Origin of the sequence: Corynebacterium glaucum, assembly GCF_002287505.1 — a bacterium.
GTDB classification, from domain to species: Bacteria; Actinomycetota; Actinomycetes; order Mycobacteriales; family Mycobacteriaceae; genus Corynebacterium; species Corynebacterium glaucum.
In genome coordinates, this window is the sequence record NZ_CP019688.1 from 1,268,255 (window position 1) to 1,284,223 (window position 15,969).

The 15,969-nt window shown below is 62.1% G+C and carries 15 protein-coding genes; 3 read left to right on the forward strand and 12 right to left on the reverse strand.

The features are described 5' to 3' along the window. Positions 1–4: 4 nt before the first annotated feature. From CGLAU_RS06190 to gndA, 5 genes are read right to left on the reverse strand one after another with little or no spacing between them, the layout of a single operon-like run. Positions 5–880 carry a 3-methyladenine DNA glycosylase gene (locus CGLAU_RS06190; RefSeq protein ID WP_095659930.1) on the reverse strand — a complete coding sequence of 292 codons (876 nt, stop codon included), beginning with the start codon at positions 878–880 and terminating at the stop codon, positions 5–7. After that, entirely contained in the window at positions 867–1,919 is a 1,053-nt protein-coding gene (locus CGLAU_RS06195; RefSeq protein WP_095659931.1) for a hemolysin family protein, read from the reverse strand. The genes CGLAU_RS06190 and CGLAU_RS06195 overlap by 14 nt, the downstream gene beginning before the upstream one ends. Further along, on the reverse strand, positions 1,916–3,340 hold the full coding sequence (locus CGLAU_RS06200) for a hemolysin family protein (protein ID WP_095659932.1): 1,425 nt from the start codon (positions 3,338–3,340) through the stop codon (positions 1,916–1,918). The genes CGLAU_RS06195 and CGLAU_RS06200 overlap by 4 nt, the downstream gene beginning before the upstream one ends. 12 nt (positions 3,341–3,352) lie before the next feature. Next, positions 3,353–4,633: a DEAD/DEAH box helicase gene (locus tag CGLAU_RS06205; protein ID WP_095659933.1), complete on the reverse strand. Its 1,281-nt coding sequence runs from the start codon at positions 4,631–4,633 to the stop codon at positions 3,353–3,355. A gap of 10 nt (positions 4,634–4,643) precedes the next feature. Beyond that, a complete protein-coding gene (gene gndA, locus CGLAU_RS06210; RefSeq protein WP_095659934.1) occupies positions 4,644–6,140 on the reverse strand; it encodes an NADP-dependent phosphogluconate dehydrogenase in 1,497 nt (498 codons plus the stop codon). Between the two features lie 52 nt (positions 6,141–6,192). Here gndA and CGLAU_RS06215 point away from each other — a divergent pair, with 52 nt between their 5' ends. Next, positions 6,193–6,627 carry a PaaI family thioesterase gene (locus tag CGLAU_RS06215; RefSeq protein WP_095659935.1) on the forward strand — a complete coding sequence of 145 codons (435 nt, stop codon included), beginning with the start codon at positions 6,193–6,195 and terminating at the stop codon, positions 6,625–6,627. Positions 6,628–6,636: 9 nt separating this feature from the next. Here CGLAU_RS06215 and CGLAU_RS06220 read toward each other — a convergent pair whose 3' ends face one another. From CGLAU_RS06220 to CGLAU_RS06240, 5 genes are all read right to left on the reverse strand, one after another. Next, positions 6,637–7,710: a magnesium and cobalt transport protein CorA gene (locus CGLAU_RS06220; protein ID WP_095659936.1), complete on the reverse strand. Its 1,074-nt coding sequence runs from the start codon at positions 7,708–7,710 to the stop codon at positions 6,637–6,639. A 127-nt stretch (positions 7,711–7,837) separates the two neighbouring features. Next, the gene (pflA, locus tag CGLAU_RS06225; RefSeq protein ID WP_095659937.1) at positions 7,838–8,713 is read right to left on the reverse strand and encodes a pyruvate formate-lyase-activating protein; all 876 of its coding nucleotides are present in this window, start codon (positions 8,711–8,713) and stop codon (positions 7,838–7,840) included. Between the two features lie 4 nt (positions 8,714–8,717). Further along, positions 8,718–8,969 carry an autonomous glycyl radical cofactor GrcA2 gene (gene grcA2 / locus CGLAU_RS06230; protein ID WP_095659938.1) on the reverse strand — a complete coding sequence of 84 codons (252 nt, stop codon included), beginning with the start codon at positions 8,967–8,969 and terminating at the stop codon, positions 8,718–8,720. 48 nt (positions 8,970–9,017) lie between these two features. After that, on the reverse strand, positions 9,018–11,135 hold the full coding sequence (locus CGLAU_RS06235) for a pyruvate formate lyase family protein (RefSeq protein WP_095659939.1): 2,118 nt from the start codon (positions 11,133–11,135) through the stop codon (positions 9,018–9,020). Between the two features lie 213 nt (positions 11,136–11,348). Continuing rightward, the gene (locus tag CGLAU_RS06240) at positions 11,349–12,701 is read right to left on the reverse strand and encodes an NAD(P)/FAD-dependent oxidoreductase (RefSeq protein WP_095659940.1); all 1,353 of its coding nucleotides are present in this window, start codon (positions 12,699–12,701) and stop codon (positions 11,349–11,351) included. Positions 12,702–12,832: 131 nt separating this feature from the next. Here CGLAU_RS06240 and CGLAU_RS06245 point away from each other — a divergent pair, with 131 nt between their 5' ends. Beyond that, positions 12,833–14,137, forward strand: a complete 1,305-nt coding sequence (locus CGLAU_RS06245; RefSeq protein ID WP_232507060.1) for a class I SAM-dependent methyltransferase — start codon at positions 12,833–12,835, stop codon at positions 14,135–14,137. 193 nt (positions 14,138–14,330) lie between these two features. On the opposite strand, the gene CGLAU_RS06250 is transcribed toward CGLAU_RS06245, so the two are convergent. After that, positions 14,331–15,041, reverse strand: a complete 711-nt coding sequence (locus CGLAU_RS06250) for a YceI family protein (RefSeq protein ID WP_095659942.1) — start codon at positions 15,039–15,041, stop codon at positions 14,331–14,333. Between the two features lie 7 nt (positions 15,042–15,048). Beyond that, on the reverse strand, positions 15,049–15,396 hold the full coding sequence (locus CGLAU_RS06255) for a hypothetical protein (protein WP_095659943.1): 348 nt from the start codon (positions 15,394–15,396) through the stop codon (positions 15,049–15,051). 122 nt (positions 15,397–15,518) lie between these two features. Between CGLAU_RS06255 and CGLAU_RS06260 the strand changes: the two genes are divergently transcribed. After that, entirely contained in the window at positions 15,519–15,911 is a 393-nt protein-coding gene (locus CGLAU_RS06260) for an RNA polymerase-binding protein RbpA (RefSeq protein WP_095659944.1), read from the forward strand. Positions 15,912–15,969: the final 58 nt, after the last annotated feature.

Sequence of the window (15,969 nt, forward strand, 5' to 3'; positions counted from 1 at the left end):
CAGTCTAGTCGCTCAACAGCTGATCCAGCAGGGCGACAAGCTGGGAACGCAGGGGAATTGCCTCCTCCGAGAGTTGCCGCTGCCGGGTGACATATTCAGCTTTACCCTCGTTTGTCTCAACCGCAACCACGTCGAAACCTAGGCTGCGGCAATCGTAGGGCGAAGCCTCCATATCGAGTTGTCGCGCCCGCGCAGCAAGCTCAAAAGCATCAAGCAAGAGCTCCCCGGGCACCACCGGCCCAAGCTTTGCCGCCCACTTGTACAAGTCCATCGTCACATGCACGCAGCCGGGCTGGTCCTGCGCAATCTGATCTTCGCGCTCAAGCACGGTGAGGTTGAGCGGGCGCGCGGCAGGAGCGAAGAAGCGGTAAGCGTCGAAATGGCTGCACTTAAGCTGGTGCGACTCCACCACAGCGTCGGTGCCGGCGGCGCCGAGGCGGAGTGGCAGATCGTGGCGCGGACGCTCCGTGCGATACACCATTGCCCACTCATGCATGCCAAAGCAGTCAAAGTGGGCGGGCCGGTCCTGCGTGGCCCGAAGCAGCTCGCGGATGCGCACCATCTCGGCGCGCCGTTTTGCGAGGAAAGACTCGGGGTTGAACCGCACAGTGCCATCCTCCAGCGTTTCGTAGTGGGGATAGCGCGCGTGCGGTGTGGCGGAGGCGTCGACAAGCAAAGCCCCAAGCCCCGGGTGCCAGGTACGTAACTGGCTTGCCCTGAAGGGGTAGTAGTCAAAGAGGAAATCCCACACGGGGTGCGCGATCCCGCGGGTGCGCCGCTCGAGGTGCGGCTCAGTGAAGGCTCGTGCCCGGAGCTCGTGCTTATCGACGGCCTCTTTATACGCCGTCGGTGTATACACCCTCTCGCTATTCCTCTTCATGTGTCCAGTCCGACACGGTGCCCACGTACTCCTCGATGATGTCTTCGAGCGCGGCCACCCCGACCAGCTCGCCGTTGTCGCGCACCTGCGCCATGTGCGCAGAACGGCGGTGCATGGCGGTCAGAGCGTCGTCGAGGGACTGTGCGCCGTCGACAATGCTCAGTGCACGAATGCGGGAGACCGGCATGACCGGGTCCTCTTCCTCGGACTCCATGAGGTCGAGGCAGTCCTTCACGTGGATGTAGCCGACAAGGACGCCGGGCGCGCGCTCCACGGGGAAGCGTGAGTAGCCGGTCTCGCGCACCGCCTGCTCAATCTCGGAAAGGCGGGTGCCGCGTGGACGGTAGGGAAGGGTCACTAGGTCCCCGAGCGGGATCATGATCTCGCTGAGGCTGCGCGACTCCGTGCGCAGCGCGTTGGCGAGGCGGCGAGTTTCCTCTGCGTCTAGCAGACCTTCTTCGCTCGATTCCTTGATCATGGTGGCCAGCTGCTCCTGGTCCACAGTGGATTCGAGCTCGTCGCGCTGTTCGATGCCGAAGGCGCGCAGCGTGCGGCGGGCGACCCAGTTTAGGCCTTCGATGATCGGTCGGGTGGCCCGCATCCAGACGGTGAACGCCGGAGTGAGCAGCATCGCGGTGGTTTCGGGGCCCGCGATGGCGATGTTCTTGGGCACCATTTCACCCAGCAGAATGTGCAGGTAGGAAATGATGATGAGCGCGATGACGAAGGAGATCGGGTGAAGCAGCTCCCCAGGCAACCCCAGCGCCTCGAAGGGGACTTCGATGTAGTGGGCGATAGCGGGTTCTGCGACCTTTCCCAGGATGAGCGAGGCCACGGTGATGCCAAACTGAGCACCGGCCAGGTAGATCGACAGGTGCTCGATTGCGTGGATAACACCTTTGGCTTCGCTCTTGCCCTGAGCAAGCAGCGACTCGAGGCGGTCGCGACGCGAGGACACTAGCGCGAACTCGGTGGCGACGAAAAAGGCGTTGACGGCGAGCAACACCGCGATGAGCAGAATGGCGGCAAAGATGTTCATCGAGCACCTCCGTTCGAGGCTTGTCGAGACTCCTGCGCCTGCTTCGCCTGTTCAGCTTGCTCCGGGGTGATGGGACTCAAGATTGTGCGGTCCACACGACGCTCATCCATCACCGTCACCCGAGCGAGCCAGTGCCCCTCGGCACCGGACTCCAGTTCCTCCTGGAAGCTGGTCACTGCGTTCCGTGGCAGTACGATGCGGTCACCGACCCGCGGAACCCGTCCGAGCGTGGCCATGATCAGCCCGCCTAAAGTCTCGTATGGCCCATCCGGGGCGGTATACCCAGTCCTTTCTTCCAGCTCGTCGAGGCGGACAAGGCCGGCGACCTCCCAGGAAGTGCCGAATCGTTGGAAATCGCGCATCGACTCCCTGTCGTCGTACTCGTCGTAAACCTCGCCGAGAATCTCCTCAACGACGTCTTCGATAGTGACCAAGCCCTGCGTGCCGCCGTATTCGTCTGCGATCAGCACCACCTGGGAGCCGGCGGAGCGCACGCGGTTGAGCACCGCGTCGCCGTCGAGCGTGCCCGGCACGAACGGCACCGGGCGGGCGAGGGGGGCGAGCTTGGTGGTGGCGCGCTCCTCCCTTGGAACGGAGAAGGCGTCCTTGATGTGCACGAAGCCAATCGTGTCGTCGAGGTCGCCGCGTCGCACCGGGAAGCGGGAATGGCCCGACTCGCGAGCCAGCGAGATGAGATCCGCAACCGTGTCTTCGGCATCCAGCGAGTCAATGGTGGAGCGCGGAGTCATCACCTCTTCTGCCGTGGTTTCACCGAAGCGCAGCGAGCGATCGATCACCGCCGCGGTTTCCGCATCCAGACCGCCAGCTTCCGCGGAGTTTCGCACCATGGCGCCGAGTTCCTGTCCGGAGCGTGCCGAGGCAAGCTCGTCGGCCGGCTCGATGCCCATGCGCCGCACAATCCAGTTCGCGGATCGGTTCAGCGACTTGATGAACCAGGCGAACACCGTATTGAACGCGTTGACCGGCGGCACCACGAAGCGCGCGGTGGCCAACGGCTCCGTAATCGCAATGTTCTTCGGTACCAGCTCGCCGAACACCATGGAGAGGAACGTCGCAACGATAAGCGCGATTATCAGTGCGACAGCCCTGGACGCCGATGCGTCGAGCCCCGCCAATTCCAGCAAAGGCGTGAAGTACTGGCCCAACACCGGCTCGGCCAAAAAGCCCGCTGCCAGGGTGGTCACGGTGATGCCGAGTTGCGCGCCCGAGAGCACAAAGGAGAGGTTCGCGTGATCGCGTGCAACTGCGCGAGCGGCAGCATCGCCTTTGTCGCGGACATGCGCCTCGATGGTGGAGCGTTCAAGTCCCGTCATCGCGAACTCAATAGCCACGAACAGGCCTGTCGAGGCGGTGAGCAGGATGAACCCGAGGAGCGAAAGGATGGAGATGAATATGTCCATGTGCGTGGTGCGTTAGTGCCTTTGCTTGCCGCCTCCGCCTCGCCGGCGGCGCGAGCGCGGTTGCTGCCCTCCGGACGCCCTAGCGGACGAGGATTTCGCCGGTTGCTGACCCGGGGGCGGCAGCGGTGCTCCCTCGGGTTTACGTGCGCCAGTAATGTTAACCAATTCTTCCGACATCGGGGTAACACGCACAGTTGGTGCGTCCACTCCGGCCTTCTTGAGTAACTGGTCGACTTCCTTGCGCTGCTCATCCATCACCAGGGTCACAACCGTGCCGGAGGTGCCAGCGCGTGCGGTGCGCCCCGCCCGGTGCAGGTACGCCTTGTGCTCGGCGGGCGGATCCACGTGAACAACAAGCGACACGTCGTTGATGTCGATCCCGCGCGCGGCAATATCGGTTGCCACTAGCACGGGAGTGGTGCCGTCGGAAAAGCCTTCGATCGCACGAGTGCGCGCGCCCTGACCTTTATCCCCGTGCAGACCCATCGCGTTCACGCCGACACGGCGCAGCTTCTTCACTTGGCGATCCACACCGTGCTTGGTGCGCATGAACATGATGGTCTTGCCGTTTCGCGCGCCGATCTGCAGCACGATCTCGTTGCGGGTGTCGCGGTCGCCGACCAGCAGCTGGTAGTGCTCCATCGTGTCCACCGCCGCCTCGACAGGGGCAGTCGAGTGGGTCACCGGATCGTGCATGTAGCGAGCAATGAGCTTTTCGACGTCACCGTCAAGCGTCGCAGAGAACAGCAGCCGTTGACCGTCTGGCGGCGTCCGGTCGAGCAGCTTGCGTACCTGCGGCAAAAAACCCATATCAGCCATCTGGTCTGCTTCGTCGATGGCGGTAACGCGCACGTCGTCAAGCGAAAGCTTGCCCTGACTGATGAGGTCCTCGGCGCGACCTGGGGTTGCTACGAGTAGGTCAACCGGAGCGGCGAGCGCGCGGATGTGGTGGTTGATGTTCACTCCGCCGACCACGTCGAGGACGCGCAGCCCGAGCGCGGCCGCGGGATCTTCGAGCCGCTCGCGGATCTGCGCTGCAAGCTCGCGCGTGGGGGCGAGCACCAGACCGCGCGGGCGACCAGGCTTGGACGGTGCTCCTGCCAACCGGGCGAGCATCGGAAGACCAAAGGTGAACGTCTTGCCGGAGCCGGTGGGTCCGCGTCCGAGAACATCGCGGCCAGCCAGCGCATCGGGAATCGCGGCCTCTTGGATAGGGAAGGGCTCCTCGATGCCCTGCTTGTTCAGGACGCGGACGATCTCGTGGGGCAGCCCTAGGTCGGCGAAAGAAGTCATTCGTGCGATCTTAGTAGCTCAGCTCCTCACGATCGCCCGACCAGGCGGTGTGGAACGTGCCCTCCATGTCGACGCGGCGGTAGGTGTGCGCGCCGAAGAAATCGCGCTGCCCCTGGATCAGGGCAGCTGGCAGGCGCTTGGCGCGCAGCGAGTCGTAGTAGGAGAGGGAAGAAGCGAACACCGGCACCGGCAGTCCTAGCTGCGTTGCGGTGACCACGACGCGGCGCCACGAATCCACCAGTCCCTTTTCCAGTTCCGCCTTGAAGTACGGGTCCAGCAGCAGCGACGGTAGCTCCGGATCGCGTTCGTAGGCCTCGGTGATGCGGTTGAGGAACTTCGCGCGGATAATGCAGCCGCCACGCCAGATGCGGGCAAGGTCACCCGGCTGCACGCCCCAACCATATTCTTGCGAACCCGCATTGATCTCGTCGAAGCCCTGCGCGTACGCCACCAGTTTGGAGGCGTAAAGCGCGCGGCGGACATCCTCAACAAACGCGTCCCGCTCAATCCCCAGAGCCTCAAGTGTGGTGGTGTCGCCCGCCGGCAAACCGATGTTTTGCGCAGCTTCGCGCTGCGCAAGTGCCGAGGACAACGCGCGGGCGAAGACCGCCTCGCCGATGCCGGTGACCGGCACGCCAAGGTCAAGCGCCTCCTTCACCGTCCAGCGACCCGTGCCTTTCTGTCCAGCAGCATCCACAATCACGTCGATGAACGGCTGTCCTGTGCGCGCGTCCTTCTGGCGTAGGACCTCCGCAGTGATCTCGATGAGGTAGGAATCGAGGTCGCCTTCGTTCCACTCACTGAAGATGTCCGCGAGCTCGGCCGGCTCGATGCCCGCCGCGTAGCGCAGCAGGTGGTACGCCTCGCCGATGACCTGCATGTCGGCGTACTCGATGCCGTTGTGCACCATCTTCACAAAGTGGCCGGCGCCGTCTGGACCGATGTGGGTCACGCAAGGTTCACCGTCGACCTTTGCCGAAATATCCTCCAGGAGGGGACCCAAAGTCTCCCAAGATTCCGCAGGGCCACCAGGCATAATCGACGGCCCGTTCAGCGCGCCTTCCTCGCCGCCGGAAATGCCGGCGCCGACAAAGTGGCGTCCGCGAGCAGCCACGTCGCGCTCGCGGCGAATGGTGTCGGTGAACAGGGCGTTGCCGCCGTCGATAATGATGTCCCCTTCATCCATCGCCGCCGCGAGCTGATCGATGACCGCATCTGTGGCGGGGCCCGCCTGAACCATGATGATGGCCTTGCGGGGGCGTTCCAGCGATGCCACGAAATCTTCGATGGTTTCCGATGGAATGAACGCGCCTTCGTGGCCGTGCTGCTCCATGACCGCCCGGGTCTTTTCGGGTGAGCGGTTGTAAATGGCCACGGTGTGGCCCTTTGACACGAAGTTGCGCGCGAGGTTCGAGCCCATCACCGCCATACCGACGACACCGATCTGGGCGAGGCTGTCTGCGTGCTCGGGGGAGGGGGTTTCGGGAGAGTTCGCGGGTTGAGTCATGACCAAAACTCTACGCCGGACGTGCGCGTCAGGAGCATCGTAGAGTGAGTTCATGACACTGCGTGACCTGAATCAACCGGTGGGACCCGAGCCGCTCAACGATGCAGAACTTGCCGCTTTGAATGCGGAAAATACCGGATTTGCGCAGCACATCGGCATGGTGATCACGTACTGCTCCAGCGAGAGACTGGAGTGCTACGTGGATGTTGAGCCACACCACCTGCAGGCCGCAGGCATTGTCAACGGTGGTGTCTACGCCTCCATTGGTGAGACGCTGGGCTCTGCCGCTGCGATTGTGACCAGCGGAAAGCTGGTGGTGGGGATGAGCAACAACACCGACCTGCTCAGCAGTGTGACACAGGGGCGGATCGAGGCGGTGGCCACTCCGGTGCACGTTGGGCGCAGCACCCACCTGTGGCGCATTGAAATGCGCAACGGGGACAAGCTGGTCGCCGTGACAAACCTCAAGCTTATGATCCTGAGCTAGCTTTGCGTTTTAGAGCCAGTGGTTACGGCGGAACCACCAGAACATCGCCGCCATGACCCCGAACATGATGATCAGGACGACCGTGTACCCGTACTTCCATCCGAGCTCCGGCATGTACTCGAAGTTCATGCCGTAGATGCCGGCGATCATGGTCGGCGCGGCCGCCATGCCGACCACGGCCGAGATGGTGCGCATGTCCGCGTTCTGCTGCATGCTCACTTTGGCAACAGAAGCGTCGAGCAGGGACGACAGTCGCTCGTCGAATCCGGAGATGCGGTCAGATGCGATCGTGGCGTTGTCCTGCACGTCTCGGAAATAGGACCGCAGAGGCTTGCGCAGGAGATCCTTGTGGTTGATCATCCCTGAGCGCAGTGCTGGGCTGAGCGGGTCAATCGCGTGGCGCATCTCCAAGATCTCGCGCTTGTAGTTGTAGATCTTGTCGATGTTGATCTGGCGTTTCGGGGTGAAGACCTCGTTCTCTAGCTCATCGACGTCCTGGCTCAGGTATTCCGCGACGCGGAGGTAAGCGTCTACCAGGTGGTTGGCAACGACCCAGGACACAGCGACGGGCCCGACCTGCGCGACCTCTTCCTCCTCTTCCAGAGATGCGGTGAGATCAGGCATGGGGGCGTTGTGGCGAATCGTGATCGCGAACTTCGGCCCGGTCACGACCTGTACCTCGCCCGTGGAAATGATCTCGCGGGCGTCAGCGACTTCTTCGTCGTCGCGGTAGTGGACGGAGCGCACCACCATGAAAAGCTGTTCGTCGTAGCGCTCGATCTTGGGGCGCTGGTGTGCATCCACGATGTCATCAACGATCAGGTCATGGATGTCAAAGAGCTCCGCGAGGCGCTCCATCTGTTCGATGTTTGGAGCCTTGAGCGACAGCCATACAAACGCATTCTCGTGCTGGTTCACCAATTCGATGGCTTCCGCGACGCGGAAGTTTTGGGGCAACCCGGTGCCATCGACGAAGACGCGGCAAAAATCGATCGAGCGTTCAATCGGCACCGGGATGGGCTTGCGGGCCGGGGGCTGAGATTTCTTCGGCCGTGGGCGGGTGAGTGGGATGCGTGGTGGCATGGGCGTTCAGCCCCCTTTCACTCGTGCGAGGGGCGTGTGTGGCCCTTACGGCGCGGGCCCCTGTGCGGCTTTAGATTGCGCACCCGGGGCGCGCTCGACGTAGGTGATACTACGCGGTGGGTGACGGTTAGAAAACCGTCAGGCCACGCGAGCGAAAGACTGAACGCACATGCTCGACAGACTCCGCGGATGGGGGAGTCACGTCCTTCAGCTCGTAGTCAAGGCCGATCTTCTCCCATTTGTCCGCGCCCATGTTGTGGAACGGCAGTACCTCGACACGTTCCACGGTGCCCTTCCACCGCGCAACAATGTCGGCAACTTGCTGCACGTTGTCCTCTGCATCGGTCAAACCGGGAACGAGGACGAATCGGACCCACGCCTTCTTGCCCTTGGCGTGGAGCCGGTCGCCGAAGTCGATCGTCGGCTGCAACTGGCGGGCGGTGACGTGTTCGTATGTATCTGGGTCGCCCGACTTCACGTCGAGCAGGAAGAGGTCGATGTTGTCCAGATCCTCATCCGTCAAGCGCGAACCGAGGAACCCCGAGGTATCAACGGTGGTGTGCACGCCGGCGTCGTGAACCGCCTTCAACAGCCGACGCGTAAACGCGATCTGGAACAGCGGCTCACCTCCGGAAAGCGTGAGACCGCCACCAGAAGCGTTGAACACGGGCTTGTAGCGCAGGATCCGCTTCACCACGTCGTCGATGTGTTCGAGCGTGCCTTCCTTCATTTCCATGGTGTCCGGGTTGTGGCAGAACTTGCACCGCAGCGGGCAACCAGAAAGAAAGAGGGTCATGCGGGTGCCTGGGCCGTCGACAGCAGTGACCAGCTCCCAGGAGTGGATGAGACCAATGTCGCCAGTCCGCCGAGCGTCGAGAAGCTCTGGACGGGTGATCTCGAGATCATCGGTAGAAAGTCCGCCTAAACCGGCGGCGACGCCGCGCACGCGTTCACCCTGTTCAGGCTGAAGCGTGACGACGCCGCTCGTTCCGTCGTTCGCCATAGGCTTAGGCACCCTGGTGGAAGGTACGGGAAATGACGTCGCGCTGCTGCTCCTTCGTCAGCTTGACAAAGTTCACGGCGTAGCCGGACACGCGCACGGTCAGGTTCGGGTAGTTTTCCGGGTGCTCCATAGCGTCTTCGAGCGTGGACTCATCCAGCACGTTGATGTTGGCGTGGTAGAGGCCGGACTCCATGTTGTTGGCCGCGCGGGATGCGCGCATGCTCTCGAGACGCTGGTCAAAGGTAGGGGTGGACATGTTGGGTGTACTCCTTCTTGAGTGGGTAGGTGGATGGGAAAACTTGGGTTAGGCCGGCTGAATGGTGGTGTCGGCGTTCTCCATGATGAAGCCCGCGTCGAGGACACCGACCAGGTTAGCTACCTGCTCGTCCTTGTTGCGGCCAAGGCCAGCCGGGGTGATGGTGTTGGTCAGCGAAATGCCGTCGAGCGCGTCGTTGTAGTCGAGCTTGCCCACGGACAGCATGGAGGCGACCATGCCGTGGTTGTCGGCGCCGTTCTCCGGGTTCGCACCAGGTGCGAACGGGGTGCCGGCCTTGTGACCAGAGGGGAACGAGCCGGTGGCCTTGCCGTAGACCACGTTGGACGTAATCGTCAGCACCGACTGCGTCGGGATCGCGTCGCGGTACATCGGGATGGACTTAATCTTCTGCATCACCGTGTGCACCACGGTTGCAGCGATGTCGTCCGCGCGGTCGTCGTCGTTGCCGTAGAACGGGAACTCACCCTCAGTGACGTAGTCGACAACCAGGCCGGTCTCGTCGCGCACCGGGAACACCTTGGCGTACTTGATGGCGCTGAGCGAGTCGGCCACGATCGAAAGACCCGCAATGCCGCAGCCCATGGTGCGGATGATGTCGGAGTCGTGCAGCGCCATCTCGATGGACTCGTAGGCGTAGCGGTCGTGGCAGTAGTGGATGATGTTCAACGCTTCAACGTAGGTGCCAACGACCCAGTCGAGCATCTCCTCATACTTCTGCCAGACCTCGTCGAAGTCCAGTGGGCCGTCGCCCTCGATCGGGGTGTGGTTGCCGTCGGTAATCTGCTTGCCACTGACTTCGTCGCGGCCACCGTTAATGGCGTACAGCAGCGCCTTCGCGGCGTTCACGCGAGCGCCGAAGAACTGCATCTGCTTGCCCACCTTCATCGGCGAGACACAGCAGGCGATCGCAGCGTCGTCGCCCCACATGTCGCGAATCTGCTTGTCAGACTCGTACTGCAGCGACGAGGTTTCAATCGAGATCGCGGCGCAGAACTCCTTGTAGCCCTCCGGAAGGGACGGATCCCAGAAGATGGTGATGTTCGGTTCCGGAGCCGGACCCAGGTTGCGCAGTGTTTGCAGCAAACGGAACGCGGTCTTGGTCACCTGGTGGCGTCCGTCTTCGGAGAAGCCAGCATCGGACCAGGTTGCCCAGTATGGGTCGCCGGAGAAGATCTGGTCGTAGTCTTCGGTGCGCAGGAAGCGCACTATGCGCAGCTTGATCACCAGGGCATCGATGATCTCCTGAGCCTCAACCTCAGTGAGCGTGCCGTTCGCAAGGTCGCGCTCGAAGTACGCGTCCAGGAAAGGGGAGAGGCGGCCGATGGACATTGCCGCGCCGTCCTGGCTCTTGACCGAGGCGAGGTAGCCGAAGTAGGTCCACTGGACGGCTTCCTTGGCGTTGGTCGCAGGCCCCGAGATGTCGAAGCCGTAGTCTGCGGCCATCTTCTTGAGCTTCTTTAGCGCCTTGATTTGCTCGGAGTGCTCCTCGCGGTAGCGCGCCCAGTGCTCGGAGAAGCCGTTCTGCATGGAAGCATCCTTGGCACGGAGCTTGTCCTCGATGAGCTTGTCGACGCCGTAGAGCGCCACCCGTCGGTAGTCGCCAATGATGCGGCCGCGGCCGTATGCATCCGGCAAGCCGGTCACGATGTGCGAGGAACGCGCGGCACGGATGCGCGGGGTGTAAATGTCGAAGACCGCGTCGTTGTGGGTCTTGCGGTACTGGGTGAAGATCTTCTTCACATCCGGGTTGACCTCTTTGCCGGCCTCGTTGATAGCCTGCTCGACCATGCGCCAGCCACCGTTCGGCATCATGGCGCGCTTGGTCGGGGTGTCCGTCTGCAGGCCGACGATGACATCGTCGTCCTCGGAGATGTAGCCGGGCTCGAACGCGTCAATGTCAGCCGGGGTCTCGGTGTCTACGTCGTATACACGTCGCTCGCGCTCGACGGCCAGGTAGTTCTTGTCCAGGTGGTCCCAGAGGCGCAGCGTTTTTTCAGTTGCGCCTTCGAGGAACGAAGCGTCCCCGTCGTAGGGGGTGTAGTTGCGTTGGATGAAATCGCGAACGTCAATCTCTTCCATCCACGGACCAGGTGTGAAGCCTTCCCACGCCTGGTTCTGAGTTTGCGGCTCTGTAGCGATAGTCACAGTTGCACGGTCCTTCACGTTGTTGATCTTGTGTGCTCCGGCGGCTGCGCTTACCCATACGTATTTTCATTTTTTAAAGCGCTCGCCGCTTATGAATCAGTGTAGGTGAGTGACATTCTCTTTGGTGCTACTTAACAAGTGACTTTAGGCACACAAGAAACCGCCCGGTGTCAGGCTCTGGGCCGGTCACCGGGCGGTCGGTGGGGAAAGGAGCTATTGCTTATCGACGCTTGCGTTGCCCCGCGCTAGGCGCTGCTCCAACTGGCCATTGGTGGTGACCAGGTTGTAGCGCCGCGGGTTAACAGCGTTCAGCAGCCAGGTGAACGAGGCCACAACGCGGTTGCGCAGGCCCTGGAGGAACTGCACGTGCACGAAGAGCCACATCAGCCAGCCAATGAAACCGGTGAACTCAACCTTGCCCATCTTCACCACTGCATTGAAGCGGGAGATGATGGCCATCGAGCCCTTGTCGAAGTAGGAGAACGGCTCGCGATCCTGGGGAGCAACGTCGTGTTCGACCTGCTCCTTGATGATGCGCGCTGCGTACTCGCCGGACTGGATGGCAACCTGAGCCACACCCGGCAGCTTGTCCAGCTGCATCATGTCGCCGACAACGAAAACGTTGCGCAGCTCGCCCACGGTGCAGTCCGGGTTCACCGGTACCTTGCCGTTACGCGGTACCTCAACGCCAGCCTGCTCCCCGATGATGCGGCCGAGCGGGGAGGCCTCTACACCCGCGGACCAGATCTTGGTCTCGGCCTCGACAGTCGTCTCTTCCTCGGTCTTCGTGTTCTTGTAGGTGACGGACTTCTCGTCGACGTTGGTGACCATCGAGTTGAGCACGATGGTCACGCCCTCGCGTTCGAGCTGGCGCTGAGCCTTTTTGCCCAGGCGTTTGCCGAACGGCGGCAGAACCTGCGCCATGCCGTCGATGAGGACGATCTTCGCGGAATCGGGGCTGAACGAGTACTCACCCTTCTTAAACGAGCGGTGGGCAAGCTCCGCGATCTGACCAGCCATCTCGACACCGGTCGGGCCGGCACCGACGATGACGAAGGTGAGCAGCCGCTCGCGCTCTTCTGCGGAGTCAGTGAGCTCGGCACGCTCGAAGGCGTCCATGATGCGGGCACGGATCTCAAACGCGTCATCGAGCGTCTTCAAACCCGGCGCGAACTCGGCGAAGTGGTCGTTGCCAAAGTAGGACTGCCCGGCACCAGCGGCGATGATCAGAGAGTCGTACTCGTAGCGGTACTCATTATCCTCATCCACAGCGACGACGACCTGTGCCGAAGAGTCGATGTCCTGCACATCGCCGCGCACCACTCGGAGATTCTTCTGACCGCGAGTGAGCTGGCGAAGCGACACACCGATCTCGCCGGAGGAAAGCAGGCCGGTGGCCACCTGGTAGAGCAAAGGCGGGAACAGGTGGTGGTCGGTGCGGTTGATCAACGTGATGTCCACGTCTGCGTCCGCGAGCTCGCGAGCAGCGTAGAGGCCGCCGAAGCCGGCACCGACAATCACAACGTGGTGGCGGTTACCAGCAGGGCGAAATGGCTTGTCTGCCATGGTTTTGGATCTCCTTGGAAACAACGAATCAAAATACCCTCGTCGATAGTACGCCCCTGAGTGGGATTCGCCACAGGCGCCCTCGACGTGGCTAAACGGTGTCACCGTGCGTGGGCGCTAGCATGAGCCGCGTGACAGGCAGAGCGCGACCGGGAGATCATCTAGCTACCATCGACCCCGATCGATGGCCTGGGATTGCCACTCTTCCGGACGTTGCGACGACCACAATGCGCGCGCGGCGGGCCGAGTCGACGTTCGCGCGGGCGGTCAGCGCCGCGGGCCTCACCTTCGACGGGAACAATGCCGATCTCATCGTCGACTATGCGGAGCTCTTCTCCCGCATTGCGGTTAACGGTTGGGTCGGGCTTGCGGAAGGCTACCTGGCAGGAGAGTGGCGCACCGCCTCCTCGCATAAGCTTGTCGACGTCTTGGCAGCGCTCATTACCGCCAACTACCGCCCTAAAACCATCCGTCTCAAACCGTCGAGTGGGGCCAGTAGCGGGGAGCCTCCAGCGTCGCTCGTCGCGCACTACTCGGGTGACGGCATGAGTCCGTTCCAGGGGCATTTCGCCACCGGTGTCCCGACCACTGAGCGCGTCATAGTGAAATCGTGGGCGCGCGGGGCAGGCAAGCGGAGTGAACCCGCGCGCCACTACGTGGACATCACTGAGTTCGGCGCCCCGCTGAATACGATGCGGCAGGACCTTGCTGACGCCCAGACAAGAAGTGCGGAAATGCTCCTGGAGGCGGCTCATACGCAGTCAGGCACGCATCTGCTTGTGTCTCCTGTACCGGGTGGAGCGCTACCACTCGCCGCAATACGGCTCGGTGCCACCGTTGATTGCGTGGTGTCCGAGACAGGCGACGCACGGACGCTAAAGGAGTTACTCGTATTTGCCGGCGCAGCCGACGCGGTGCGAGTCATGAGCCCGGATGAACTCAACTCGACCGTTGGCGCATTCGATGCGATCATCTCGGCCGAGTATCTGGAGACGTTGTCGCCCCGGAGCAAGGCCAGCTACTTGGCCGGTATCGACGCTGTGCTCGCACCCGGTGGGCGAGTGGCCATGCAAACCATTGTCCGCACCGAAACAATGACCCCGGCGGCGAACGCCGCCCTTGAAAGCCTGCGCGCGTACATCTGGCCCGGCTTAAGCTTCGCCACGCCGGAGGAGTTGGCGAGGCTCGTCGACCGCCATACTGGTTTGCGTGTGATCTCCGAGACGCGCGCGCCCGAGCACCTCGTGGCGTCGCTGTCGCTGCAGCGCACGACCTTCGACGGCAGAGCTCGTGATGCCGCCGCCGACGGCTTCGACCCCGTGTACCGCAGGCTGTGGACCTGGCAGTTCGCGCTGCGCGAAGCGCTGGCACGCCTTGGCATGCTCAACCTCACGCAGCTGACATTGGTCCCGCGGAGTCGAAGGGGCCGTCGATAAGCAATTGCTGGCTAGGCGAGAGAGGTTTGCGGACGCGACGCGCGCTCGAGCACGGCGGCGATGGACTCGGAGGCAGGCCACCCTCCGAGTTAGTTGACATAATGTACATTATCGGACAAATATCCGTATTGAACCATGTGCCGGCATGGCCCGCAGTAAGGCTGTAATTACGTCAAGTGACGTTAATAGAGATTTATTTACCCATGTTGATGCGGATGTTGATCTCGCCTTCCTCGGCGATGGTCGCCGCGACGAAATCCGGCGTTTCCACCCCGTAGTCCAGGCGGTTGACGTGGATGTCGCCGGCTACGAGCAACCGATCGCCGGAACGAGCCACATCAAACGTCTCGGTGATCTCGTTCGTCTCGTCCATGATCGTGAGATCTCCGGTGAGCTCAACCTGTGCGACTGAGCCATCCGCAGGCACGCCCGAGAGATCCGCCGGCTCGGACACCTGGAACGTTGCGTTCGGATATTGGTCCGTAAGAAAGATCTTGCGACGCACGTTGTTATCGCGCACATCGCTATCTGAGGTGATCGTCGTCATGTCCACCTCGATTTCGCCTGCGGTAAGCGTTCCGCCCTCGATAGTCACCGTGCCGCTGACGCCCTTCGTCGATCCCGATGTCGTGCGTCGCTCGCCGGGCAGCACTTCGTCGAAGGTAAATCCAGCCGATGAGTGATTCGTTCCCGGTCGGTTGGTTACCGTCCACTCGCCGTCGATGTCTGTGCTCGCGGGCTTCACGGATTGGGCGTCAATCCCTTCGGTCTTCACGCCGCCGCCTCCAAACAGGTTGAGCATCAATGGCACCATTGCGACGAGCACGGCGACCACGATGAAGATTGAACCGGCGACCACAAGTGCCGTGGTTTTCCGTGACCGTGCATTCGGCTTCGCTGCCATGAACCATCTACCTCAGTTTCTCGATCTGGAGTGCCATTTCGACTAATTCGTCACACAAGTGACGAATTTCAGCGGCATCCGCGTCCTCTTCCGCTGCCGTGCGGATATCTTCTGCAGCGCACCGGAGTTCATACAACTCATCACGCAGTGCCGCAACGCGCTCGGGCCGCAAGATTACGGATCCCTCCGCGACACTGGTACCCGCAATGTTGTGGCGCTGCTCGTAGGCGCGCTGCTTGCAGGAAGGCCCACAGAACTTTCGGCGCCGACCTCTCCCCTGCTGTTCAGCAAGTTCTTTGCCGCACCACTGGCACACTGGAGCGGGCCGACCAGAAGTATTCGCGTAACCCGCCATGCCCGAGAAGTCTAATACACCGTTTCAGAAAAGCCCCATCTCAGGGAACAAAGCCTGACCGAGCATCGTTATACTGTATCGACCGCACTTTTCGTGTACCGAGGGAAGGAAGAGCAGACAGCATGGCTGATCGGGTTTTGCGCGGAAGCCGCATGGGCGCAGTGAGCTACGAGACGGACCGCGACCACGACCTCGCACCGCGCCAGATGGCGAAGTACCGGACTCCCAACGGCGAGGTGTTCGAGGTACCTTTCGCAGACGACGCGGAGATTCCCGAAGAGTGGATGTGCAAGAACGGTCAGGTTGGCACCCTCATGGAGGGTGAAGGCGTTGAGGCAAAACCAGCCAAGCCGCCGCGGACCCACTGGGACATGTTGCGCGAGCGTCGCACCATCGAGGAACTCGACGTTCTTCTCGAAGAGCGCCTCGAGCAGCTTCGCAAGCGCCGCCGCAACGCTGCGCGCATTGCCAAGGAGCAGCAAGAACAGCAGGCTGCAGAGGGTTCGAACGCCTAGTAGGCACCCTGAGCACCTGGAAAAGCCAGCGCCCGATAAAGGCGCTGGCTTTTTGTAT